Below are 21,479 nucleotides of genomic sequence, written 5' to 3'. Positions count from 1 at the left end.
AGGCGGCGAACCGGCCCGCAGCCGAAGTCGGGGCTAAGCCAGACCGCGACGCGCCACCGCAGGCGCGCGATGGCCCGCGATGGACGCCACCATGTCGAGCACCTGCCGCGTCTCCGCGACCTCGTGCACGCGGTACACCTGCGCCCCCAGCCACGCCGACACGGCCGTCGTCGCCAGCGTGCCGAGCACCCGTTCCTTCACCGGCTTGTCGAGCGTCTCGCCGACGAAGTCCTTGTTGGACAGGGAGACGAGCACGGGCCAGCCCGTCTCCGTCATCTCGTCCAGCCGCCGGGTCGCCTCCAGCGAGTGCCGGGTGTTCTTCCCGAAGTCGTGCCCCGGGTCGATCATGATCCCGTCGCGCCGCACGCCGAGCGCGACGGCGCGTTCGGCCAGCCCGAGCGTCACCCGCAGGATGTCCGCCATCACGTCGTCGTACGCGATCCGGTGCGGCCGGGTGCGCGGTTCCACCCCGCCCGCGTGCGTGCACACCAGCCCCGCCCCGTAACGGGCCGCGATCTCGGCGAGCTTGGGGTCCACCCCGCCCCACGCGTCGTTGAGCACGTCCGCGCCCGCCTCGCAGACCGCCTCGCCGACGTCGTGCCGCCAGGTGTCCACGCTGATCACCACGTCCGGGTGACGCCGCCGGACCTCGGCGACGAAGCCGACCGTGCGCCGTGCCTCCTCCTCGGCGGTCACCTCCTCGCCGGGACCGGCCTTCACCCCGCCGATGTCGATGATGGCGGCGCCCTCCGCGACCGCCTGCTCCACCCGGGCCAGCGCGGCCTCGTCGTGGAACGTGGCCCCCTGGTCGTAGAAGGAGTCAGGGGTCCGGTTCACGATCGCCATGATCACCGGCTCGTGCGCATCGAACTCGCGTCGTCCCAGCCGCAGCATTTCCGTACTCCTCTTCGTGGTCCGCCAGCGACCTTAACTGTCAGTGGGGCATGGCACGATCGTGGAGGACGGATGGGAGATGGTCGTGTTCTGGTTCTTGCTCCTCGCGTTGGCCGTGGTGGTGGCCGCGGTCACGCTCTTCGTCGCGGGCGGCGGGAGCGGGGTCACGCTGCCCGAGGCCGAGCCGGACCGGATCGGCCGGCCGCTGCCCGTGGACCGGCCGGCGGGCCGCGCGGACGTCGACGCGCTGCGGCTGCCGGTCGCCCTGCGCGGCTATCGCATGGCGGAGACCGACGACGTCCTGGACCGGCTCGGTGCCGAACTGGCGGAGCGCGACGCGCGGATCGCCGAGCTGGAGTACGCGCTCGCGGGCGCGCGTGCGGCCGCGGAGCGCGGCCGGGGGAAGACGGAAGGCGGCGCCCCGGAGGGCGGCGCACAGGGCGGGACGGGCGGAGGCACACAGGTATGAGCACCGGAGTGGTCGTGGGCGCGGACGGGCTGGCGCGCTGCCCTTGGGGTCTGGAAGCGGAGTCCATGGCGGACTACCGCCGGTACCACGACACCGAGTGGGGTCACCCGGTGCACGGCGACGACGCCCTCTACGAGCGAATGTGTCTGGAAGCCTTCCAGTCCGGCCTGTCGTGGCTGACGATCCTGCGCCGCCGTGAGGGGTTCCGCGCGGCCTTCGCCGGTTTCTCCGTCGCCAAGGTGGCGGCCTTCACGGAGGAGGACGCCGAGCGGCTGCTGGCCGACCCGGGCATCATCCGCAACCGCGCGAAGATCGCGGCGACGATCGGCAACGCCCGGGTGGCGGCGGAGTGGGCGCCGGGCGAGCTGGACGCCCTCATCTGGTCGTACGCGCCCGGCACCGCGCGCCGGGCGCCCCGTACGGCCGCGGACGTGCCCGCGACGACGCCCGAGTCCACGGCCCTCGCGAAGGACCTCAAGAAGCGTGGCTTCCGCTTCATCGGCCCCACGACGGCGTACGCGCTGATGCAGGCCTGCGGCCTGGTGAACGACCACCTGGCGGGCTGCCACACGCGCGCGTGAAAGCGTGGGAACAAGGGGGCCTCAGCGGCCCACGTACGCCGGCTTCTCCTTCTTCAGGAAGGCGTCGACCGCGATGCGGTGGTCCTCCGACGCGCCCGCGCGCGCCTGGAGTTCGTCCTCCTTGGACAGCGACTGGGCCAGCGAGTGGTCCGCGCCGTAGGCCAGTGACTCCTTGAGCGCCGCGTACGCCCCGGTCGGGCCCTCCGCGAGGCGGCGGGCCACCGCTCGGGCCTCGGCGGCGAGGTCCGCCGCCGGTACGACCTTGTTCGCGATGCCCAGCTCGTACGCCTCCTGGGCGGACACGTTGCGCGGGAACAGCAGCAGGTCCGAGGCGCGGCCGTGACCGATGAGGCGGGGGAGGGTCCAGGAGACGCCCGAGTCCGCGGTGAGCGCGACCCCGGCGAAGGACGTGTTGAAGGCCGCGGTGTCCGCGACCACGCGGTAGTCCGCCGCGAACGCGAAGCCCGCGCCCGCGCCTGCCGCGACGCCGTTGACCCCCGCCACGACCGGCTTCCGCATCCCCGTGATCGCGGTCACGATGGGGTTGTAGTGCTCCTTGACCGTGCTCATCACCGACCCGGCCCCCGCCAGCAGCCGCACGTGCTCCTTGAGGTCCTGGCCCACGCAGAAGGCGCGCCCGGTGGCGGTCAGCAGGACGGCCCGCACGGCCGGGTCCGCGCCCGCCTCCTGCAGCACGTCGCGGAGGGCGGTCTTCGTCTCGATGTCGAGCGCGTTCATGGCGTCGGGCCGGTTGATCGTGACCGTCGCCAATCCGTCCGTCACGTCGTACAGCACGGTGTCGGCCATGGTGCCGTCCCCTCCCTCGTGGGCAGTCTTCAGGGCTCAGCATGCCGGAGATCACCGGCAGCCGATATGTGACCTGCGTCAAAGAAACCGGCCATCACGGTGGTGCGGTGGCGGCGCAGTATCGCAGTCCGATCGCCGAATTGGGTGGTTTTGCGAGAGCGCGTTGCCGACCGGATGCGGACCGATGTTGGTCATCGGGTCACACGATGCGGGATAATGGCCTGGAAGCAATGTGTTCGATGCCGGTGACACCTGGGTTGTCGGCTGCGGCGAGCTGGTTTCAGGAAGGGGAACGAGCATGGCGGCCATGAAGCCGCGGACGGGCGATGGCCCGCTCGAGGTGACCAAGGAGGGGCGGGGCATCGTCATGCGGGTTCCGCTCGAGGGCGGCGGTCGTCTCGTCGTCGAGCTGACCCCGGACGAGGCCAAGGCTCTCGGCGAGGCCCTGGAGAAGGTCACCGTCTGACGCACAGGTCTGCGAAACCTCACACTGCCCCGGCTGCCGTTCCCGGCTCCGGGGCAGTGGTGCGTCCGGGGCCGGACCGGCCGCCCGCCGCCTCGGTACCGACCCCCACCGCCGCGCGCATGGGCGCGGCAGCGACCTCCTGGGGCCGGGCCGCCGCCCTCTTGGGTCAGCCGCGCCGGGCCGCGCACAGCAGCCCGTCGCCGACCGGCAGCAGCGAGGGCAGCAGCACCGTGGACTCGCGCACGGCGCGCAGCAGCTCGCGCAGCCGCTGCACCTCGGCGAGCTGTGCGGCGGAGTCGACCGTGCGGCCCTCCGCGAAGACGCCTTCGAAGCAGACCAGTCCGCCCGGCCGCAACAGGCGCAACGATTCGGCGAGATAGTCGAGGCACTCCATCCGGTCGCCGTCGCAGAACACCAGGTCGTATCCGCCGTCGGCGAGGCGCGGCAGCACCTCCAGCGCACGGCCCGGGATGAAGCGCGCGCGGTTGCCCGCGAACCCCGCGGCACGGAACGCCTGCCGGGCGAACTGCTGGCACTCGGGGTCGCTGTCCACGGTCGTCAGCACGCCGTCGGGCCGCATGCCGTGCAGGAGGTGGATGCCGGAGACGCCGGTGCCGGTGCCGATCTCGGCGACCGCCTTGGCGTCCACCGCCGCGGCGAGCAGGCGCAGCGCGGCGCCGGTGCCGGACGACACCGAGCGGAGACCTGCCTCATGGGCCCGGTCCCGGGCCCAGCGCAGCGCCTCGCCCTCGGCGACGAACGCATCGGCGAACGCCCAGCTCGTCTGCTGGTTGCCGGTAATGGCCCTCTCCTGTCCCCGTAGTCGACGCAACCGTGACTGTATCCGCTGACCACGGGAACCCGCAGATGGGACCGCGCGTTGGGAAGAATCGGAGGCCCAGGGAGGGAGAAGCGGGGCGTAAACGGGAGGCGTCGGCGGAGGCGGGGGAGCAAGACCCAAATGAAGGTCAAAATTCCTTATCCGGAGCTAACGGGCGGGATGGATATGGTAGGGGCTCTACTGGACACCACCAGAGCCGACAGGGGAGGTGCGGCTGCGGCCGGAGACCGTCGGGGAGTGCTGAAGCGCTTTCGCAGGTCCGTCGGCGAGCCGAAATCCGTGACCAAGACCGCTGACCGTTCGCGCACCACCGACTCCGCACCCACCGCGACCTTCGCCACCGATGCGGATTCGCAGGCGTGGGCCCCTCCCACCTGGGAGGAGATCGTCAGCACGCACAGTGCCCGGGTCTACCGACTGGCCTACCGCCTCACCGGCAACCAGCACGACGCCGAGGACCTCACCCAGGAGGTGTTCGTGCGCGTCTTCCGCTCGCTGTCCACGTACACCCCGGGCACGTTCGAGGGGTGGCTGCACCGCATCACCACCAACCTCTTCCTCGACATGGTCCGCCGCCGCCAGCGCATCCGCTTCGACGCGCTCGGCGAGGACGCCGCGGAGCGGCTGCCCAGCCGGGAGCCCTCCCCCCAGCAGCACTTCAACGACACCCACTTCGACGCGGACGTCCAGCAGGCGCTGGACACCCTCGCCCCGGAGTTCCGCGCCGCCGTGGTCCTGTGCGACATCGAGGGCCTGTCCTACGAGGAGATCGCCGCGACGCTCGGCGTGAAGCTCGGCACCGTGCGCAGCCGTATCCACCGCGGCCGTTCCCACCTCCGCAAGGCCCTCCAGCACCGCTCGCCCGCCGCCCGGGCCGAGCGTGCCGTGGCCGTGGCGGGTTCGACCGCCGGATTTCCGCTCGGTGGGGAGGTAGGGATCGCGTGACCGGTTCAGGCGGTCAGTCCCCCGCCGAGCACCATCTCGGCGACCGCCTCGCGGCCCTGGTCGACGGGGAGTTGGGACACGATTCTCGGGAGCGGGTGCTCGCGCACCTGGCCACTTGTTGGAAGTGCAAAGCCGAAGCCGACGCCCAGCGTCGGCTCAAGAGCGTGTTCGCCGAAGCGGCCGCCCCTCCGCTCTCCAACGCGCTGCTCGCCCGACTGCAGAACCTGCCCGTCACCGGCCCGGGTGGCGACGGCGCCTTCGGCCACGACGGCGCCGAGAGCGTCCAGGACGGCCGCCAGGGGCCAGGAGGTCCGGGAAAAGACGGCTCCGGCGCGCGGGCTGAGGCCTTCGCGCTGTTCCCCGCCGTCACCCCGTGGCAGCGCGACCGCGGCTTCCGCGTCCATGACTTCCCCGATCCCTCGCGCGGTGCGTCGCGCGGACGGCGCTTCGCCTTCGCGGCGGCCGGCGCGGTGTCGCTCGCCGCGTTCGCGCTCACCGGTGCCCAGCCGCTCGCCTCGGTCGGCGAGACGTCCGCCGGCGCGCGCTCCGAGGACTCCCTGGTGAGCGGCACGACGCTCGCCGTCCGGCAGGGCCCGGTCGCACCCGCGGCACCCGCCGCCGAGGTCTCCTTGCTCCGCCCGTCGAGCGCGGCACTCCTGCCCCCACTGGCCCGAGCCGGCCTCCCTGCGGGAGGCACACCGGTCCCTCGGTGACCGTGATTTTTCCTCCGGGGGCTCGTCCCCCGGACCCTGCACAGGGGCTGCGCCCCGGACCCCATCCGGGGCTGCGCCCGGAACTCCCCGCCGGGGCTGCGCCCCGGAGCCCCGTGCGGATGCCGGACCCCTGGGATCTCCCCCCGGGGGGCTGCGGCCCCCGGACCCCGCTCGGCTGGGGCCGTACGTCGGCCTCCACCCGGGCTGTGCCCCAGGCCCCGCTCGGCTCGGACCGGGCGTAGGCCCTCCATACGGGGAGGCCCCCCAGGCCCGCCGGGGCTGCGCCCCCGGACCCCGCCCGGACGGGGCCACGCGCCCCGGGCCCCACTGGGGCTGCGCCTCCCGAGCCCCGCGCCTGGCCGCGGCCCTGGGCTGCCGCCGGAGCCGCTCCTCAGGGCCCCACTCGGATGCCGCGCCTCTGGGCTCCTACCGGGGCTGTGCCCCCTGAAACCCGCACAGGGGCTGCGCTCCCGGACCCCATCCGGGGCTGCGCCCGGAGCTCCCGGCCAGGGCCGCGCCCCCGGATCTCGCCCTCACGAGACCGCGCGTTGGCCTCCGGGCCCGGCCTCGCCCCTGGGGCGTCGCCGGGGCCGCGCCCCCACGCCCTGCCAGGTCGGGCCGCGCCACCCGGGAGGAGGTCGGGGGCGCAGCCTCCGGAAGGCTGCCCGCTCAGGGGGCGAACCCTGGGCCGGCCGCTGGGCACACCCCGCTCGACCTGGTTGAATTCATGGGTGGGGCCGCGCATCCCCGAGTGATCGCGTGGGCCCCCGGCGAACGGTGGGGAGAGCATGGACGAGGGGAAGGGGGGTCCCTTGGATCCCAAGCCGCATTGGTGGAGCCGGCCCCGACAGTCGCCCGAGCCGACGCCGCACGCCCCCGACCCGTACAGCACCCCGCCGTACGGTCACCCCGGCCCGTGGGCACCCGCCCCGCCCGTCCAGCGCCCGGTGACCCCGGCGCACGGCACCTATGTCCCGCCGGCCCCCGCTTACGCGCCCGGTCCTTGGCAGTACGACCCCTGGGCGGTCTCTCCCGTGTCCCGGATCCCCGACGCGCCCCCGCGCCGGCGGGGACGGCTCGTCGTCGGCGCCCTGGCGGTGGCGCTCGTCGCCGGCGGCATCGGGGGCGTCGTCGGGGCGCACCTGGAGCGGAACGGCACGGTGGGGCACCACGTACGGCTGGCGCAGGCGCCCGTGGACCACTCGACGCGCGCCCCGGGCAGCGTCGCCGCGATCGCCGCGCGCACCCTGCCCGGCGTGGTGACGATCCATGTCCGCGGCGGCAGCGACCAGGGCACCGGCACCGGCTTCGTGCTGGACAGGGAAGGCCGCATCCTCACCAACAACCACGTCGTGGAGCCCGCGGGTACGCACGGCGACATATCCGTGACCTTCAGCGGCGGCCAGACCGCCAAGGCCACCGTGGTCGGCCGGGACAGCGGCTACGACCTCGCCGTGATCAAGGTCTCCGGGGTGTCCGGGCTGACCCCGCTCGCCCTCGGCAACTCCGACTCCGTGCGCGTCGGCGACTCCGTGATCGCCATCGGCGCGCCCTTCGACCTCGCGGGCACCGTCACCACGGGGATCATCAGCGCCAAGGAGCGTCCGATCACCGCGGGCGGCCAGAAGCAGGACGGCAGCGACGTCAGCTACGTCGACGCGCTCCAGACCGACGCCCCGATCAACCCGGGCAACTCGGGCGGCCCGCTGATGGACTCCGAGGCCCGCGTCATCGGCATCAACAGCGCCATCCGTTCCGCGGGCGACAGCACCGAGCTCGGCGGCGGCCAGGGCGGCAGCATCGGCCTCGGCTTCGCCATACCGATCAACCAGGCCAAGCGCGTCGCCGAAGAGCTGATCAACACCGGCAGGGCCACCCACCCCGTGATCGGGGTGAACCTCGACATGACGTACTCGGGCGACGGCGCGCGGGTGAACTCCAAGAGCGCCGACGGCCCGGCCGTCACCCCGGGCGGACCCGGCGACAAGGCGGGCATCCGGGACCGGGATGTGATCAAGAAGGTCGACGGCACCCCCGTGCACAGCGGCCAGGAGCTGATCGTCAAGGTCCGCAGCCACCGTCCGGGTGACCGGCTCGGGCTCACGGTGGAGCGCGACGGCCAGGAGCGGACGGTCGAGCTGACCCTGGGATCGGCGGGAGCGCGATGACCTTTGTCCTGTTGTTGTCCCGGGTGACGCCTGTGGTGGCCTCCGGGCCAGGTACCGTGATGGATGGCCGCGACCCCCGGCCACTGACGCCTCAAGGAGCTGCAACGTGCTCGACATAGGACCCCTCGAGCTGGTCGCGCTCGTGGTGATCGCGGTGCTCATCTTCGGCCCCGACAAGCTGCCGAAGATGATCCAGGACGTGTCGCGTACGCTGCGCAAGATCCGTCAGTTCTCCGAGAACGCCAAGCAGGACATCCGCTCCGAGCTGGGCCCGGAGTTCAAGGACTTCGAGTTCGAGGACCTCAACCCCAAGACCTTTGTGCGCAAGCACGTGCTCGACAAGGACGAGCTGGGTCTGAAGGAGATCCGCAACGGATTCGACTTCAAGTCGGAGATGGGCGACCTGACCGACGCCGTCCACGGGCGCAGCAGTGCGGAGCCGTCGTCGTCCGCCCCGCGCACGCCCGGCTCCTCCGCCCCGTCCGGCGGCCCTGACCTGGTCAAAAAGAGCGAGCGGCTGAGCCCCGGCGAGCGCCCGCCCTTCGATTCCGACGCCACCTGAGCCCGCGCATCCCGTGCCCCATTGACGGGGGTGGCTATCCTCCCTGTGTTTGGGGTGAAGCCCTCCGAGGGGGGCGGGCTCGCCCCAGGACATCGGGCAACGAGGAGGCGCCGCGCAGATGGAGACGACGAGTCGGGTAGGGGCGCACGGTCCGGCCGGTGAGGCGCGCGCGTCCGCCGCGCAGGGCGCGGAGCGGAGCGGCCCGGGTACCCGGCGGTCCGCCGACGGTTTCCTGCTGGCTTCGTTCCCGTGGTACGGCCTGGACGAGGCGTACAGCGGGCCGCGCTGGCTGATGCAGGTCGGTGCCGCCGCCGACGGGACGGTGGAGCACGGTTCCACCGGCCACGGCGAGGAGCCCTCGCCGCGCGGCGAGCGGGTCGACCCGGCCGCCGACAAACAGCGCTTCGCGGTCGTGGTGACCGTCGCGAGCCGGCCCGTCCGGCGCAGCGCCGACGGCACGGGCGTGCTGGAGGCCACCTCGGTCTCCTCCGCCGCCTGGCTGGCCGGTTCCGGGCTGCTGTCCTGCACCTGGCCCGCGCAGATGGAGCGGGCCCTGCGGCAGGACTGGCTGGACCAGCAGACGGCCCTCGCCTGGGAGCTCGCGGACCACCTGGACGAGCCGGCCTGGTCCACGCTCTCGCTTCCCGTGGACGGCGTCCCCACCGACTTCCGCTACCGCGAGTCCGAGTACGGCTGGGTCCTCGCGGGCTCCGCCGAAGGGGTCCACCTGGGCGCGTACGGGCGCGGCATGAGCGCGTACGGCATGGGCTTCTCGGCGATCAAGGACATCACCGCCTACGGGGGCTGAGGACGCCACCCATCGGGCCCACCCGAGCTGCGCGCGCCTCCTCCCGGGGCTTGAATCTCGGCAGGGGGCGTACCCGGAGAGGTGAGGTCCATGAGCGGCAAGTTCGAGATGTACACGGACAAGGCGGGCAAGTACCGCTACCGGCTCAAGGCGGGGAACGGCGAGATCATCGCCGTCGGTGAGGCGTACAACAGCAAGGCGGCGTGCGAGAACGGCATCGACTCCGTCAAGCGCAACGCCGCCGACGCGCCCGTGCGGATGGTCGAGGGCAAAGAGCAGAAGTAACCGGAAGTGACGCGGTAAGGGGCGCTCTCCGTGGAGAGCGCCCCTTACCCGTGCCCGGCGTGCCGCCGTCAGAACTTGTTGCGCGGCGTGATGCCCAGCGACATGCCCGACAGGCCGCGCTGGCGGCCGCCCAGCTTGCCCGCGATCGCGCGCAGCGCGGCGCCGGCCGGGGACTCCGGGTCCGTCAGGACGACCGGCTTGCCCTCGTCGCCGCCCTCGCGCAGCCGTACGTCGATCGGGATCGAGCCCAGCACCGGCACATTGGCGCCCGTCGTCTTCGTCAGCCCGTCGGCGACCAGCTGCCCGCCGCCCGTGCCGAACACGTCGACCATCTCGTCGCAGTGCGGGCACGGCAGCCCGGACATGTTCTCCACGACGCCGACGATCTTCTGGTGCGTCTGCACGGCGATCGAGCCGGCGCGCTCGGCAACCTCGGCGGCGGCCTGCTGAGGCGTCGTCACCACCAGGATCTCGGCGTTCGGGACGAGCTGCGCGACGGAGATCGCGATATCGCCGGTGCCCGGCGGCAGGTCGAGCAGGAGGACGTCGAGGTCGCCCCAGTAGACGTCCGCCAGGAACTGCTGGAGCGCCCGGTGCAGCATCGGGCCGCGCCACACCACCGGGGCGTTGCCCGGGGTGAACATCCCGATCGAGATGACCTTCACGCCGTTCGCCGACGGCGGCATGATCATGTTCTCGACCTGGGTGGGGCGGCTGTCGCCCACGCCGATCATGCGGGGCACCGAGTGGCCGTAGATGTCCGCGTCCACGACGCCGACCTTCAGCCCGTCGGCGGCCAGCGCCGCCGCCAGGTTGACCGTCACCGAGGACTTGCCGACGCCGCCCTTGCCGGACGCCACCGCGTAGACCCGGGTCAGCGAGCCCGGCTTGGCGAACGGCACCTCGCGCTCCGCAGTGCCCCCGCGGAGCGCGGCCGCCAGCTCCTTGCGCTGCTCGTCGTTCATCACGTCGAGCTCGACGGTGACGCCCGTGACGCCCTCGACGGCGGCCACCGCGTTCCGCACGTTGGTGGTGATCGTCTCGCGCATCGGGCAGCCCTGGACCGTCAGGTAGACCGCCACCGAGACCGTGCCGTCCGCCCCGATCCCCACGGACTTGACCATGCCCAGATCGGTGATCGGACGGTGGATCTCGGGGTCGTTCACCGTCGCCAGCGCGGCGCGGATCGCGTCCTCGCCCGGCACGGGTCCTGCGGGAGTTTCGGTAGCCATGACGTCGATGTTACGGCGCCGCACCGGGGGCCGGGAAAGGGCTTTCAGCGGTCGCGTTCCTCACTCTCCTGCGGGAATATCCTGCGCTGTTCCAGCTCCTTGACGAGGTCCTGGAACTCCGAGCGGATCCAGTCCCGGGTCGCGACCTCGCCCAGGCCCAGCCGCAGCGTCGCGATCTCCCGCGTCAGGTACTCGGTGTCCGCGATGGACCGCTCGTTCTGCTTGCGGTCCTGCTCCAGGTTGACCCGGTCGCGGTCGTCCTGCCGGTTCTGTGCGAGGAGGATCAGCGGTGCCGCGTACGAGGCCTGCAGCGACAGCACCAGCGTCAGGAAGATGAACGGATAGCTGTCGAACCGCAGGTGCCCCGGCACCGTGGTGTTCCACAGCACCCACAGCACGATGACGACCGTCATCCAGACGATGAACCGGCCTGTCCCCAGGAACCGGGCGATCTCCTCCGAGGTGCGCCCGAACGCCTCCGGGTCGTACGCGGGCAGCCAGCGGCGCCGCTTCACCCTCGGCAGGTCCAGCCGCACCCGCCGCTCCTTGACCCGTTCCTCACGGCCGCGTTCAGCGCCCATCGGCGACCTCCGGCAGATCGCTCATGCCCAGTGCTCCGAAGTGCAGCTCGGTCTCTCGCCAGTCCTCCGGCAGCAGGTGGTCCAGGACGTCGTCGACGGTCACCGCGCCCAGCAGGGAGCCGCTCTCGTCGACCACGGGGGCGGCGACCATGTTGTAGGTCGCCAGATAGCTGGTGACGGCCGGCAGCGGGGTGTCCGGCGGCAGCGGCCGCAGATCGGTGTCGACGATCGAGCCGACGAGCGTGAACGGCGGGTCGCGCAGCAGCCGCTGGAAGTGCACCGTGCCCAGGTACTTGCCCGTCGGGGTCTCGTCCGGCGGGCGGCAGACGTAGACCTGCGCGGCCAGCGCGGGGGAGAGGTCGGGGTTGCGCACCCGCGCGAGGGCGTCGGCGACCGTGGCGTCCGGACGGAGCACGATCGGCTCCGTGGTCATCAGACCGCCCGCCGTCCGGTCCTCGTACGCGAGCAGCCGCCGCACGTCGGCCGCGTCGTCCGGCTGCATCAGCGTCAGCAGCCGCTCCTTGTCGTCCTCGGGCAGCTCCGACAGCAGGTCGGCGGCGTCGTCCGGGTCCATGGCCTCCAGGACGTCCGCGGCCCGCTCCTCCTGGAGCTTGCCGAGGATCTCGATCTGGTCGTCCTCCGGCAGCTCCTCCAGGACGTCCGCGAGCCGGTCGTCGTCCAGGGCGGCGGCCACCTCCGAGCGCCGCTTGGGCGACAGGTGGTGCAGCACGTTGGCGAGGTCGGCCGGGCGCAGCCGTTCGAACGTGGCCAGCAGGTTCTCCGCGCCCTGCCCGTGCTCCTCCAGCGAGAAGCCGGTGACCGCCGACCACTCGACCGTCAGCGTCTCGCCCTTGCGGCGCAGCGCCCCGCCCTTGCCCCGCCGCACGAAGACCTTGTCGATCTCCCAGTCGCGGCGGCCGGCCAGCTGGGTGATCGCCACGTCGAGGACGGTGACCTCCTCGCCCCCGTCGACCAGCCGCACCCGGCGGTCCAGCAGCTCGCCGATGACCAGCGTCTCCGTGGCCCGCTGCTCGAAGCGCCGCATGTTGACCACCCCGGTGGTGATGACCTGGCCGGACTCCACACCCGTCACCCGGGTCATGGGCAGGAAGATCCGGCGGCGGCTGACGACCTCGACGACCAGCCCCAGCACGCGGGGCGGCCGTCCGCCGACGCGCAGCATCGCCACGACGTCCTGCATCCGGCCCACCTGGTCACCGTTCGGGTCGAAGACGGCCACACCGGAGAGGTGCGACACGAACACCCGGTGGACGCCCGCTGCCATGGCCGCGTCCTCCTTCTGCCGGGCTCCCGAAGGGGCGATGTCCGGTTCAGGCTAACGTGCCCCGCTTCTCCCCGGCGCGGGAGAGACGGCCGTACGGACTGCCCGCTTCCGCCTCCGGAGCGCCCGGGTACGCTGCGGTTCTCCACTGGTGACAGGAGGCATGAGGAGACGTGCGAACCCGGAAGGCGGCTCTCGTCGGGACGCTCTGCGTCGGCCTGTCCGCCGCGCTGACGGCCTGCGGCGGCGGGGGGTCGGACCCCGACGCGGGCACCAACGGCGTCGGCAAGCTCGACGCCGCGAAGATCCAGGACAAGGCGCGTACGGCCGCCCGGGGCGCGAACGCGGTCCACCTGTCCGGCAGCGTCGTCAGCCAGGGCCGTACGTACAAGATCGACATGCGGCTGAAGAAGGACGGCGGGACCGGACGGGTCTCCTCCGACGCGGCCGCCTTCGAGCTGCTGCGGGTCGGGGACGAGCTCTACCTCAAGGCACCGGCGGCGTTCTGGTCACGCGGGGACGGCGGTGCCGCCAAGGGCGGAACGGGTGCCGCGGGCAAGCTGGAGAAGAAGTACGTGAAGGTCCCCTCGGCCGACCCGGCCTACCAGCAGTTCAAGGGCTTCACCGACAAGGACGTACTACTGGACGGCCTCCTGGGTCTGCACGGCAAGCTGGCGCGCGGCGACCACGCGACGGTCGGCGGCGTCCGCACCATCCGCGTCACCGGCAGCGGCGGCAGCGGCGGCACGCTCGACGTCTCCCTGACGGGTACGCCGTATCCCGTACGGGTGCAGCGGGCGGGCGGTGCGGGCCAGGTGGAACTGGGCGACTGGGGCCAGGACTTCGGCCTGAACCCACCGGCGAAGGGAGACGTCGTGGACTATGGCAAACAGATCCCCACGGGGAGCGCGATCCCGAACAACGGGGGCTGATTCCCTCCAACTGGGGGCTTCGCCCCCAGGCTCCCAAGCACGGGGGCTTTGCTCTCAGGCTCCCGAGCACGCAACTCAGCCCGTCCTGGGGGCACCTCCCAGCGGTAGCTGGGGGAGTTTGAGGACGCGGCCGCAGGCCGCTCCCGCCGCAGGCGGCAACGGCGCGTCAGCCTCGACGCCGCCTGCCCCGAAGCAACCGCGGCAAAGCCGCCGGCATAGGCACCCGCGTGGTCGCCGCCGTAGGCAACGGCACCGCCGCCAGCGAGTCGTCGGGCAGCGACACGGTCGCCCCCGTCGGCTCCAGGCGGAGCACGACGCACTCGCGGGCCCACCGCTCCTCGATCGCGTCGGCGTCGGGCGCGTTGAGCCGCTTGCCCTTGAGTTCGGCGACGGCCGCTGTCCACTCCTCGCCGCGCGCCGCGAGCTCGCGCACCCGGGCGGGCCAGGTCACCAGGCGGCCGCCCTTGTCCTTACTGCGCACCGTCACGGTCGCGTGTCCGCCGTCCAGGAGCCCGAGGGCGTCCAACGGCTGCTCGCCGGGCCCGCCGACGAGGTGGGCGGCACCCTCGTGCCACACGTGCCACAGCGCCCGGCTGGGGCCCTCCGGGCCCTGCACCCAGATGAGGCCGGACTTCTTGGTGGCCTCTTCGATCAGCGCCAGCGTCTGCGTCATACGGCTTACCTTATGCGGCCCTACGCTGGACGGGTGACGACTGCCCGGACCGCCCGTACGCGCCCCGCCGCCCCGCCGACGACACCCGGCCCGGGTGCGGGCCCCGCGGTCCGTACGGACATCGCCCTGCTCGCCGTGGCCATCGCGGGGATCTCCCTCTCCGCCCCGCTCACCGCGACCATCGCCGCGCCCGCCCTCGCCATCGCCTTCTGGCGCAACGCCATGGCGGTCGGGGTGCTCACCCCGGTCGCGCTGCTGCGGCACCGCGGCGAGCTGCGCGGCATCGGGCGCCGGGCCGCGCTGCTGTCCGTGGCCGCCGGGGTGCTGCTCGCCGTGCACTTCGCGGTCTGGATGCCGAGCCTGCGGATGACCTCGGTCGCCTCCTCGACCGCGCTGGTCACCACGACCCCGATCTGGACGACGCTGCTGCTGCGGCTGCGCGGCCACCGCCAGGCACCGCTCGTCTGGGCGGGCACCGGGCTCGCCTTCCTCGGCGTGGTGATCCTGACCGGCGTCGACTTCGCGGTCTCCCCGCGCGCGCTCGCCGGGGACGCGCTCGCGCTCGCGGGCGGCATCGCGGCCGCCGGGTACGTCCTGCTGGGCGCGGAGGTCCGGCGGACGGTGTCCACCGTCGCGTACACCTACGTCCTCTATGTGACGACGGCGGTGCTGCTGCTCGCCGTCTGCCTGTTCTCCGGCTCCTCGCTCGGCGGCTACGACGGCGGTACGTGGCTGAAGCTCGCCCTGCTGACGGTCACCGCGCAACTGCTCGGGCACTCGCTCATCAACCGAGTGGTGAAGAGCCTCGGGCCGTCGGTGACATCGACGGCGATCCTGCTGGAGACGCCGGGCGCGGCGCTGATCGCCGCGCTGTGGCTCGGGCAACTGCCGCCCGTCGCCGCGTACCCGGCGCTGGCGGTGATCCTGGCCGGGCTCGCCCTGGTCATCCGGGCGGACCGCCGCTAGTGCGCCGACGGGCTAGAGCCAGCCGTTCCGCTTGAAGCCGCGGTGGATGGCCACACAGATCACGACCGTCACGACCATGACCGTCGGGTAGCCGTACTTCCACTTCAGTTCCGGCATGTACGTGAAGTTCATGCCGTAGATCCCGGCGATCATCGTCGGCACGGCGAAGATCGCCGCCCAGGAGGTGATCTTCCGCATGTCCTCGTTCTGGGCGACCGAGGCCTGCGCGAGGTTGGCCTGGAGGATGGAGTTGAGGAGGTCGTCGAAGGAGACGACCTGCTCGTGGACGCGCGCGAGGTGGTCGGCGACGTCGCGGAAGTACTTCTGGATGTCCGGGTCGACGAGCCGCATCGGCCGCTCGCTGAGCTGCTGCATCGGCCGCATCAGCGGGGTGACCGCGCGCTTGAACTCCAGCACCTCGCGCTTGAGCTGGTAGATCCGGCCCGCGTCACCACCGCGCGAGGAGCCCTTGCTGGGCGCCGAGAAGACATCGATCTCGACCTCGTCGATGTCGTCCTGCACCGCGTCGGCGACCGCGATGTAGCCGTCGACGACCTGGTCGGCGATGGCGTGCAGGACCGCGGAGGGACCCTTGGCCAGCAGCTCCGGGTCGTCCTGGAGCCGGTGCCGCAGCGCGCGCAGCGAGCCCTGGCCGCCGTGCCGGACGGTGATGATGAAGTCCGGGCCGGTGAAGCACATCACCTCGCCGGTCTCCACGACCTCGCTGGTCGCCGTCAGCTCGACGTGCTCGACGTAGTGAATGGTCTTGAAGACGGTGAACAGGGTGTCGTCGTAGCGCTCCAGCTTGGGCCGCTGGTGGGCGTGGACCGCGTCCTCCACGGCGAGCGGGTGCAGCCCGAACTCCTGGGCGATACCGGAGAACTCACGCTCCGTCGGCTCGTGCAGCCCGATCCACGCGAAGCCGCCGTCGGCCCGTACGCGCCGCATGGCCTCCGCCGGACTCACCTGGTCGCTGCACCGCTTGCCGTCGCTGTAGATGGCGCAGTCCACCACGGCGCTGCTGGTCGAGGGGTCGCGGGTGGCGTCGTACTCGTAAGGCGTGGCCCCCCGCCGCAGGGCGGGGCGGACCGCGGCACGCAGATCGCGGATCATCGACAAGGCAGGCTCCTTCACGGGCCGGCCGGCAGTCCCGGGATGCGGGCGCAACGCTGTCCGGAACACGGACGTGGCCCTGGGGCGGGGGACACGTCCGCACATCGGACGGCGCTTCGCGCAATGCGTGGGGACTGGCGGCAGTGCGCAAGAACTTCGCAGTGAACACGGAAACAAAGCGAGACGAAGGCGCTCTTCCGTCAAGTGCTGCGGGCGCGAAAGGACTTCCGGATCAGAACCGGCGAAAGGGCCGGTGCGGGAAGGCTTTAGTTCACAAGGGGTGCGTCCGCGGCGGAGGGACGGGAGAACTGCCGGTACTGCACGGTCGACTAGGATCCACCGCAGCCCCACCTCCTCCGGCCGGTCCCCGCTGGGGGACGAACGCAACTCCCTGACCAGAGGCCAAGGCTAGCAGCCACTGGGCCCGCCAATACCCGCCTTTGCCCGTTCGATACGCGTTCTATGCTCACTGCATGTCAGACGTTCTCGCACTGGTCGAGGCCCGGCTGCGGACGGCCCTGGGTGAACCGGACGCCCGCGCCGCGGTGACCTTCCTCGGTACGGACCGGATCGAGGTGCTCCGCTTCTCTGTCGGAGACGTCGTCCGCTACGCCACCCTCGGCATGTCCGCCCAGCCCATGGCCGATCCCACCGCCGTGGTCGCGGACCCCCTGCGCGGCCCCCGCGCCGAACTCGTCCTCTCCGTGCGCGCCGGCCGCGCCGACACCGACAAGGTGCTCCGCCCGCTGGCCGTGCTCGCCGCGTCGCCACAGGTGGAGGGGGTCGTCGTGGCGCCCGGCGGGTCCCTCGACACGGGGGAGCCGCTCTGGCCGGGAGCGACCTTCACCTCCGTCCTGGTCGCGGAGTCCGGCGGCCTGGTCGAGGACCTCGAACTGGACGCCCCGATGGACCCCGTCCGCTTCCTCCCGCTGCTGCCGATGACGCCGAACGAGGCGGCCTGGAAGCGCGTCCACGGCGCCGCCGCACTGGAGGAACGATGGCTGGCCAAAGGCACCGATCTGCGTGATCCCCTGAGGTCAGGGGTGCCCTTGGGGTGACACTTCGGGGTGTCGGCGTCCGGACGGGTGATCGTCCTTGACGCGACGGCGGCCTCGGAGGACCGTTGGGCCTTATGAGGGGCGAACCCAGTTGCCCGAAGTGTGGAGGCCGGGTCCGCGCGCCCGGTCTCTTCGCCGACTCCTGGCAGTGCTCCGTGCACGGCTCGGTGCACCCCTTGCAGCCGGTCGTCCCGCCCAGCGTCGAGGCGCTGGCCGTCGTCGTCAGCCGCGCCCGCGTGCCGGTGTGGATGCCCTGGCCGCTGCCCGTCGGCTGGCTCTTCACGGGCGTGGTGTGCGCGGGGGACGACCGCAGCGGCGGCCGTGCCACCGCCGTCGCCTGCTCGGGTCCCAGTCCGCTCGGCGGCCCCGGCGAGCTGCTCCTCGTCGCCGAGGAGCTCGGCGTCGGCCTCGGTGCGCGCTATGCGGGCATCGACGGACCCGACCCCGGCCCCTATATCTCCGTCGACCGCTCGCCCCACGCCAAGGTCCACGCCGCGGGCCGCCCCACCCCCCTGTGGCACGTCGACGGCGCGCCCGACGACCGGGCGGTCTTCGCGGGCGAGGCCCGCGGATTGTGGCTGTGGGCCGTCGTCTGGCCGGAGCGCTCGGGCCTGTTGATGTACGACGAGCTGGTGCTCACGGACCTGCGGGACGCGGGCGCGGAGGCGGAACTGCTGCCCTGCGGCGCACTGTCCCCCCGGCTGCTGTCGCCGGGCCCGCGGTGACGGCCCGCTGAGAGGCCGCCCGCCGGGGCGTCGACGTGCGGGGTGCCGACGTGCGGTGCGCGTGTGATCCCCTGTGCCCCGAAGGGCTCCCGCGCCCCGAAGAACCGGAGAAAAGGGCGCGGCGGTTATCCTGAACCGGTCCCTGTCCGTCCCGCCAACCTGGAGCCGTGTCGTGCGCATCGATCTGCACACCCACTCCACGGCCTCGGACGGTACGGACACCCCCGCCGAGCTGGTCCGCAACGCGGCAGCCGCCGGGCTGGACGTCGTCGCGCTGACCGACCACGACGGGGTCGGCGGCCACGCCGAGGCCATCGCCGCGCTCCCCGCCGGGCTCACCCTGGTCACGGGCGCCGAACTCTCCTGCCGGTTCGCCGGACCGGACGGCTTCAGCGTCCACATGCTGGCCTACCTCTTCGACCCGGAGGAGCCCGAGCTCGCCCGCGAGCGGGAGCTCGTCCGCGACGACCGGGTGCCCCGCGCCCGCGCCATGGTCACCAAGCTCAACGAGCTGGGCGTGCCCGTCGCCTGGGAGCGCGTGGCCGAGCTCGCCGCGGGCGGCGCCGTCGGGCGGCCGCACGTGGCCAGCGCCATGGTCGAACTCGGCGTGATCGACACCGTCTCCGACGCCTTCACCCCCGACTGGCTGGCCGGTGCCGGCCGCGCCTTCGTCGAGAAGCACGAGCTCGACCCCTTCGACGCGATTCGCCTGGTCAAGGCGGCGGGCGGGGTCACCGTCCTCGCGCACCCGCTCGCGCTCAAGCGCGGCAACTGCGTCTCCGAGGGGCAGATAGCCGAGCTGGCGTCGGCCGGACTGGACGGTGTCGAGGTGGACCACATGGACCACGACGCGGCCACCCGCGCCCGGCTGCGCGGCCTGGCCTCCGACCTCTCCCTGCTGACCACCGGTTCCAGCGACTACCACGGCAGCCGCAAGACCTGCCGGCTCGGCGAGTTCACGACCGACCCGGAGATCTACGGCGAGATCACCCGCCGGGCCACGGGGGCCTTCCCCGTCCCGGGCGCGGGCGGCTGACCCTCCCCTCTTCCCGGTTCCTCCGGGCCGCGCACGTGCCCTCCGCACGCGCGTGACCGTACTTCCGTACGCCCCCGAGTGCACGATCGCGCGCTCGACGCATACCACGTACGTCTCTTCGTCTGTCTCCTCGTAGCTTCCTTCCCCCCTCCCGCCAGGTGCTTCCCCCAGCTCCTGCTCGCACCACTCTCGCAAGGCTCACTGTGTTCGACTTCGCTGTCTTCGGATCCCTCTTCCTCACCCTGTTCGTGATCATGGACCCGCCGGGGATCACGCCGATCTTCCTCGCGCTCACCTCCGGCCGCCCGGCCAAGGTCCAGCGCCGCATGGCCTGGCAGGCGGCGGCGGTCGCCTTCGGCGTCATCACCGTCTTCGGCATCTGCGGCCAGCAGATCCTGGACTACCTGCACATCACCACCCCGGCGCTGATGATCGCGGGCGGTCTGCTCCTGCTGCTCATCGCGCTGGACCTGCTGACGGGGAAGTCCGAGGAGCCCACCCAGACCAAGGACGTCAATGTCGCGCTCGTGCCGCTGGGCATGCCGCTGCTGGCGGGCCCCGGCGCGATCGTCTCGGTGATCCTCGCCGTGCAGCACGCGGACTCGGTCGCCGCCCAGGTCTCCGTGTGGGTCGCGATCGCCGCGATGCACGTCGTGCTGTGGCTGGTGATGCGCTATTCGCTGCTGATCATCCGGGTGATCAAGGACGGCGGAGTGGTGCTGGTGACGCGGCTCGCGGGCATGATGCTCTCCGCGCTGGCCGTCCAGCAGATCATCAACGGCATCACGCAGGTCATCGCCAAGCACTGAACCGCCGGTTCCGGCGCGGCGCGCCCACGAACGCACGACACCCCCGTACGGTCCCGTACGGGGGTGTCGGCACGTGGGAACGATTGCCCGTTACCGGACCGCGGTGTCGGCCGGGCGGATATAGATGCGCTGGCCGATCGAAGCGGCCTGCTGCACGATCCTGTTGACGGAGGCGGCGTCCACGACGGTGCTGTCGACAGCGCTGCCGTCGACGTCGTCCAGGCGCATGATTTCGAAGCGCAAGGCTTCTCCCTTCGTCTGATCCTCCTGAGGAGAACTCCATGAGTAGGTGAGCGGAGTCGCGACGGTGCGACCTGCTCACATACGTGTCCAACGAGGTGATCACTTCAAACATTCCCTACGCTAAGGAAATTTTTAACGTGGCTAATTACTGAGAGTTCGCACATGACCGACCACCTCGCCGCACACCCTCCGCAGGCCCCGGACCTGACCGCCATCGCCACGGGCATCGAGCGCACCAACGAGCTGCTGAACCGTGTCCTGGCGGAGGTCGCCACCACCCCCTCCACCCACGCGATCTTCGTGGACGCCGGGTACGTCTACGCCGCGGCGGGCCGCCTCGTCGCCGGCATCGAGGACCGGCGGGCCTTCGACCTCGACGCCGAAGGGCTGATCGAGGCGTTCATCGACAAGGCCCGCATGATCTTCCCGGACAGCAGGCTGCTGCGCGTCTACTGGTACGACGGCGCCCGCCGCCGCATCCACACCGCCGAGCAGCAGGGCATCGCCGAGCTCCCCGACGTCAAGGTCCGCCTGGGCAACCTCAACGCCAACAACCAGCAGAAGGGCGTCGACTCCCTCATCCGTACCGACCTGGAGTCCCTCGCCCGGCACCGCGCCATCAGCGACGCCGCGCTCATCGGCGGCGACGAGGACCTCGTCTCGGCGGTCGAGGCCGCCCAGGGCTACGGCGCCCGCGTCCACCTCTGGGGCATCGAGGCCGTCGGCGGCCGCAACCAGGCCGAGGCCCTGCTCTGGGAGGTCGACAGCCAGCGCACCTTCGACCTCGACTTCTGCAAGCCGTACGTCACCCGGCGCACCGTCCACGAACCGTACGGCGACGCCGCCGCGCAGGTGCCCGCCCCCAGCCGCGACGACGTGCGGTTCGTCGGCGCGCAGGTCGCCGCCCAGTGGCTCGGCTCGCGCGGCCGCGACACGCTCGCCGAGCTGCTGCCCGGCCACCCCTACCTCCCCGGCGCCGTCGACCAGGAGCTCCTGGTGGAGGCGGAGGCGCTGCTCGGGCTGTCGCTCCGCGGCCACGCGGACCTCCGCCGGGCGCTCCGGGACGGCTTCTGGGACCACCTCGGCGCCCAGTACTGACCGGCGGGACGCAACCACCGTTACGCGCGCGCGTGCCGGAATGCGCGCGGGGACGGCGGATGGAACCCTGGCTACGGGTGGTGGGGGGCCCCCGGGGGGGCCCCCCCCCATCCCGGGGCACCCCAAGGGCGGCCCGGCCCCCCCCCACTTACCCCCCCCCCAAAACATGGGAGATGGCCCCGGCGCGACCCC

The 21,479-nt window shown here is 72.3% G+C and carries 24 protein-coding genes and 1 pseudogene; 16 read left to right on the top strand and 9 right to left on the bottom strand.

All coding sequences use genetic code 11. The annotated features are described in order from the left end of the window. Positions 1-33 precede the first annotated feature (33 nt). On the bottom strand, positions 34-894 hold the full coding sequence (folP, locus tag ACWD4A_RS00775) for a dihydropteroate synthase (RefSeq protein WP_451187611.1): 861 nt from the start codon (positions 892-894) through the stop codon (positions 34-36). A 79-nt stretch (positions 895-973) separates the two neighbouring features. Between folP and ACWD4A_RS00770 the strand changes: the two genes are divergently transcribed. Next, positions 974-1,363, top strand: coding sequence for a DivIVA domain-containing protein (locus tag ACWD4A_RS00770; protein ID WP_451187951.1), 390 nt, complete (start codon positions 974-976; stop codon positions 1,361-1,363). After that, positions 1,360-1,944 carry a DNA-3-methyladenine glycosylase I gene (locus ACWD4A_RS00765; RefSeq protein WP_451187609.1) on the top strand — a complete coding sequence of 195 codons (585 nt, stop codon included), beginning with the start codon at positions 1,360-1,362 and terminating at the stop codon, positions 1,942-1,944. Before ACWD4A_RS00770 ends, ACWD4A_RS00765 begins: the two co-directional genes overlap by 4 nt. Positions 1,945-1,965: 21 nt before the next feature. Here ACWD4A_RS00765 and chcB read toward each other — a convergent pair whose 3' ends face one another. After that, a complete protein-coding gene (chcB, locus tag ACWD4A_RS00760; protein WP_451187607.1) occupies positions 1,966-2,751 on the bottom strand; it encodes a 2-cyclohexenylcarbonyl CoA isomerase in 786 nt (261 codons plus the stop codon). Positions 2,752-3,049: 298 nt separating this feature from the next. On the opposite strand from chcB, the gene ACWD4A_RS00755 reads away from it, so the two are divergent. Next, a complete protein-coding gene (locus ACWD4A_RS00755) occupies positions 3,050-3,217 on the top strand; it encodes a DUF3117 domain-containing protein (RefSeq protein WP_003985072.1) in 168 nt (55 codons plus the stop codon). 166 nt (positions 3,218-3,383) lie between these two features. Here ACWD4A_RS00755 and ACWD4A_RS00750 read toward each other — a convergent pair whose 3' ends face one another. Beyond that, positions 3,384-4,049 (bottom strand): O-methyltransferase, encoded by a 666-nt coding sequence (locus ACWD4A_RS00750; protein ID WP_451187604.1) that lies wholly within the window; start codon positions 4,047-4,049, stop codon positions 3,384-3,386. Positions 4,050-4,223: 174 nt separating this feature from the next. Between ACWD4A_RS00750 and sigE the strand changes: the two genes are divergently transcribed. From sigE to ACWD4A_RS00720, 6 genes and pseudogenes are all read left to right on the top strand, one after another. Next, on the top strand, positions 4,224-5,003 hold the full coding sequence (gene sigE / locus ACWD4A_RS00745; RefSeq protein ID WP_451187949.1) for an RNA polymerase sigma factor SigE: 780 nt from the start codon (positions 4,224-4,226) through the stop codon (positions 5,001-5,003). Further along, a complete protein-coding gene (locus ACWD4A_RS00740) occupies positions 5,000-5,716 on the top strand; it encodes an anti-sigma factor family protein (RefSeq protein WP_451187602.1) in 717 nt (238 codons plus the stop codon). The genes sigE and ACWD4A_RS00740 overlap by 4 nt, the downstream gene beginning before the upstream one ends. A 661-nt stretch (positions 5,717-6,377) precedes the next feature. Beyond that, positions 6,378-7,884, top strand: a pseudogene (locus tag ACWD4A_RS00735) (trypsin-like peptidase domain-containing protein). A 106-nt stretch (positions 7,885-7,990) separates the two neighbouring features. Then, entirely contained in the window at positions 7,991-8,446 is a 456-nt protein-coding gene (locus ACWD4A_RS00730; protein ID WP_451187600.1) for a sec-independent translocase, read from the top strand. Between the two features lie 118 nt (positions 8,447-8,564). Further along, entirely contained in the window at positions 8,565-9,254 is a 690-nt protein-coding gene (locus ACWD4A_RS00725; protein WP_451187598.1) for a hypothetical protein, read from the top strand. Between the two features lie 90 nt (positions 9,255-9,344). Next, positions 9,345-9,539, top strand: coding sequence for a YegP family protein (locus ACWD4A_RS00720; RefSeq protein WP_451187596.1), 195 nt, complete (start codon positions 9,345-9,347; stop codon positions 9,537-9,539). Between the two features lie 68 nt (positions 9,540-9,607). Here the strand turns inward: ACWD4A_RS00720 and ACWD4A_RS00715 are convergent, their stop codons facing one another. The 3 genes from ACWD4A_RS00715 to ACWD4A_RS00705 all read right to left on the bottom strand — a co-directional run bounded on the left by ACWD4A_RS00715 (position 9,608) and on the right by ACWD4A_RS00705 (position 12,637). Then, positions 9,608-10,744, bottom strand: a complete 1,137-nt coding sequence (locus ACWD4A_RS00715; RefSeq protein WP_451187947.1) for an Mrp/NBP35 family ATP-binding protein — start codon at positions 10,742-10,744, stop codon at positions 9,608-9,610. Positions 10,745-10,815: 71 nt separating this feature from the next. Then, a complete protein-coding gene (locus tag ACWD4A_RS00710) occupies positions 10,816-11,352 on the bottom strand; it encodes a DUF1003 domain-containing protein (RefSeq protein WP_451187594.1) in 537 nt (178 codons plus the stop codon). Beyond that, a complete protein-coding gene (locus ACWD4A_RS00705) occupies positions 11,342-12,637 on the bottom strand; it encodes a magnesium transporter MgtE N-terminal domain-containing protein (protein WP_451187591.1) in 1,296 nt (431 codons plus the stop codon). Before ACWD4A_RS00705 ends, ACWD4A_RS00710 begins: the two co-directional genes overlap by 11 nt. 170 nt (positions 12,638-12,807) lie before the next feature. On the opposite strand from ACWD4A_RS00705, the gene ACWD4A_RS00700 reads away from it, so the two are divergent. Continuing rightward, complete coding sequence (locus ACWD4A_RS00700) at positions 12,808-13,566, top strand: hypothetical protein (protein ID WP_451187589.1); 759 nt, start codon at positions 12,808-12,810, stop codon at positions 13,564-13,566. 166 nt (positions 13,567-13,732) lie between these two features. On the opposite strand, the gene ACWD4A_RS00695 is transcribed toward ACWD4A_RS00700, so the two are convergent. Continuing rightward, positions 13,733-14,239: a hypothetical protein gene (locus ACWD4A_RS00695; protein WP_451187587.1), complete on the bottom strand. Its 507-nt coding sequence runs from the start codon at positions 14,237-14,239 to the stop codon at positions 13,733-13,735. Between the two features lie 12 nt (positions 14,240-14,251). On the opposite strand from ACWD4A_RS00695, the gene ACWD4A_RS00690 reads away from it, so the two are divergent. After that, complete coding sequence (locus ACWD4A_RS00690; protein WP_451187585.1) at positions 14,252-15,205, top strand: DMT family transporter; 954 nt, start codon at positions 14,252-14,254, stop codon at positions 15,203-15,205. A gap of 12 nt (positions 15,206-15,217) precedes the next feature. On the opposite strand, the gene corA is transcribed toward ACWD4A_RS00690, so the two are convergent. Beyond that, positions 15,218-16,324, bottom strand: coding sequence for a magnesium/cobalt transporter CorA (corA, locus tag ACWD4A_RS00685; RefSeq protein ID WP_451187583.1), 1,107 nt, complete (start codon positions 16,322-16,324; stop codon positions 15,218-15,220). A 467-nt stretch (positions 16,325-16,791) separates the two neighbouring features. On the opposite strand from corA, the gene ACWD4A_RS00680 reads away from it, so the two are divergent. From ACWD4A_RS00680 to ACWD4A_RS00665, 4 genes are all read left to right on the top strand, one after another. Further along, complete coding sequence (locus tag ACWD4A_RS00680; RefSeq protein ID WP_451187581.1) at positions 16,792-17,376, top strand: suppressor of fused domain protein; 585 nt, start codon at positions 16,792-16,794, stop codon at positions 17,374-17,376. A gap of 74 nt (positions 17,377-17,450) precedes the next feature. Then, positions 17,451-18,101, top strand: a complete 651-nt coding sequence (locus ACWD4A_RS00675; RefSeq protein ID WP_451187579.1) for a DUF6758 family protein — start codon at positions 17,451-17,453, stop codon at positions 18,099-18,101. Between the two features lie 172 nt (positions 18,102-18,273). Beyond that, positions 18,274-19,137 (top strand): PHP domain-containing protein, encoded by an 864-nt coding sequence (locus ACWD4A_RS00670; RefSeq protein WP_451187577.1) that lies wholly within the window; start codon positions 18,274-18,276, stop codon positions 19,135-19,137. A gap of 203 nt (positions 19,138-19,340) precedes the next feature. Beyond that, positions 19,341-19,946 carry a MarC family protein gene (locus tag ACWD4A_RS00665; protein WP_451187575.1) on the top strand — a complete coding sequence of 202 codons (606 nt, stop codon included), beginning with the start codon at positions 19,341-19,343 and terminating at the stop codon, positions 19,944-19,946. 90 nt (positions 19,947-20,036) lie between these two features. On the opposite strand, the gene ACWD4A_RS00660 is transcribed toward ACWD4A_RS00665, so the two are convergent. After that, a complete protein-coding gene (locus tag ACWD4A_RS00660; protein WP_451187573.1) occupies positions 20,037-20,189 on the bottom strand; it encodes a hypothetical protein in 153 nt (50 codons plus the stop codon). Between the two features lie 162 nt (positions 20,190-20,351). Between ACWD4A_RS00660 and ACWD4A_RS00655 the strand changes: the two genes are divergently transcribed. After that, positions 20,352-21,287 (top strand): NYN domain-containing protein, encoded by a 936-nt coding sequence (locus tag ACWD4A_RS00655; protein ID WP_451187571.1) that lies wholly within the window; start codon positions 20,352-20,354, stop codon positions 21,285-21,287. The last annotated feature ends 192 nt before the right edge of the window (positions 21,288-21,479 follow it).

The organism is Streptomyces sp. NPDC002537 (assembly GCF_053594975.1).
This window is presented reverse-complemented; position numbering and strand designations above follow the sequence as displayed.